This is a genomic window from Nostoc sp., from assembly GCF_036919575.1.
Taxonomy (GTDB): Bacteria; Cyanobacteriota; Cyanobacteriia; order Cyanobacteriales; family Nostocaceae; genus Nostoc.
This window is the reverse complement of the sequence record NZ_JBALBY010000015.1, coordinates 1-1436: the sequence shown is the minus strand read 5'-3', so window position 1 is coordinate 1436 and position 1436 is coordinate 1. Positions and strand designations below refer to the sequence as shown.

Below are 1436 nucleotides of genomic sequence, written 5' to 3'. Positions count from 1 at the left end.
GGCTCTTCAGTACTTATTATGCCAAACTAATAAATAAAATGCCAATTTAATAAACATCTAACTCTAAAATTTTCAAAATTTCTAAATCCATAACCAGAACGTTTAATCAGTTTAAGCTTGTTATTAACTCCCTCAACCATGCCACTATTTGTACCATTATCAAAGTAAGCAATAATTTCATCATACCAACGAATAATAGTGTTGTTGCTATTGGGAAAATATTTTTTAGCTCTCGATAACCACATACCTAGTTTAAACACTCCCGCATACCAATCATTTGTCTTATTAAAAATTTTTCTAATCTTTTCTTTTAGTTCATGCATTACTTTTAAAACAGGAGATACATTTTTAACTTGGATAAGTTTATTAACTTGCTCCTCGTTTAAGTTATCTTCATTCTTAAGCAAGGGATATTTACTATTTTTTAATGCGAGTAATATTTCTTCGTATTCATCTTTTTGTGCTGCTAATGTTGCTTTTTTAATTAAATCTTCTATATTTCGTTTTTCTCTTTTTCTTTGTGTGTCTAATTCTTTATTTATCTGTGTCATTACATGAAATCTATCTGCTACTACTTGAGCATTCGGCATTAATTCTAACACTAAGTTTTTATACCCTCGCCACAAATCTATACTTACCTCTTCTATTTGCTCTAACAGCTTAATGCCCCATTCCATAAGGGTTTTCTTGATTATTTCTTGTGTGCGATCGCTTAAAATCGCAATCAGTTTAGATGTATCTAAATCTACTAATACTGCACAGTAATTACCCCTCCCTTTAATCAAAGCTATCTCATCAAGTCCAAGTCTTTTTAAATTCAAAGGTTTTAAATTGGGTAATTCCTCAGATGCATCTTTTAACATCCGTTCTATCTCTTCTGTTGTAACGATCCCTTTTGATGCTACGCTGTGTATGTCATTCTCTAAAACTTCTTGTATGGTTTTGTGTGCAAGCCGTTTTGTATAAGTTCTTTTCTTCCTCACAAAATCGAGATGTTCACTAAATGGTTTTTGACATTTTCTGCATTTGAATTGTCGCCTATTTATTTCTAAAAATACTGGTTTCTCTCCAAAGGGTAAATCTTTAATAATATGTCGATGATTTTGATGTAAATTATGGCTTTTTGTGCCACAATTAGGACAATTAGCATCTAATTTTTTCGATTCAGTTTTTAAAATTATTCCAATCCCCTCATGAAGACGATGTGATATTACTTTTATGTCATCTAAATCAAGAAGCTCTGTGAGGATTTTTATATCATTTTTATGAACCATAATCGTAAATTTACCAAAAAAATAATCTGATTGGATTTACAGTTAACAACAAATTTTATTTTATGTCAATGATTGCAATGCTTTTAGGAATCTTTTAATACAATTTTTAATATCGTTTTGGATTTGTAACTAATAATTTAGCATAATAAGTACTGAAGAACC

1 protein-coding gene is annotated in these 1436 nt (G+C 29.9%); it reads right to left on the bottom strand.

Translation table 11 applies throughout. From position 1 onward, the window contains the following. Positions 1 to 26: 26 nt before the first annotated feature. Positions 27 to 1274 (bottom strand): ISL3 family transposase, encoded by a 1248-nt coding sequence (locus V7K27_RS05290; RefSeq protein ID WP_442947592.1) that lies wholly within the window; start codon positions 1272 to 1274, stop codon positions 27 to 29. Between the last annotated feature and the right edge of the window lie 162 nt (positions 1275 to 1436).

Coding starts and splice junctions, on each gene's coding strand:
- V7K27_RS05290 (WP_442947592.1), bottom strand. CDS start 1,274: ATGGTTCATAAAAATGATATAAAAATCCTCACAGAGCTTCTTGATTTA.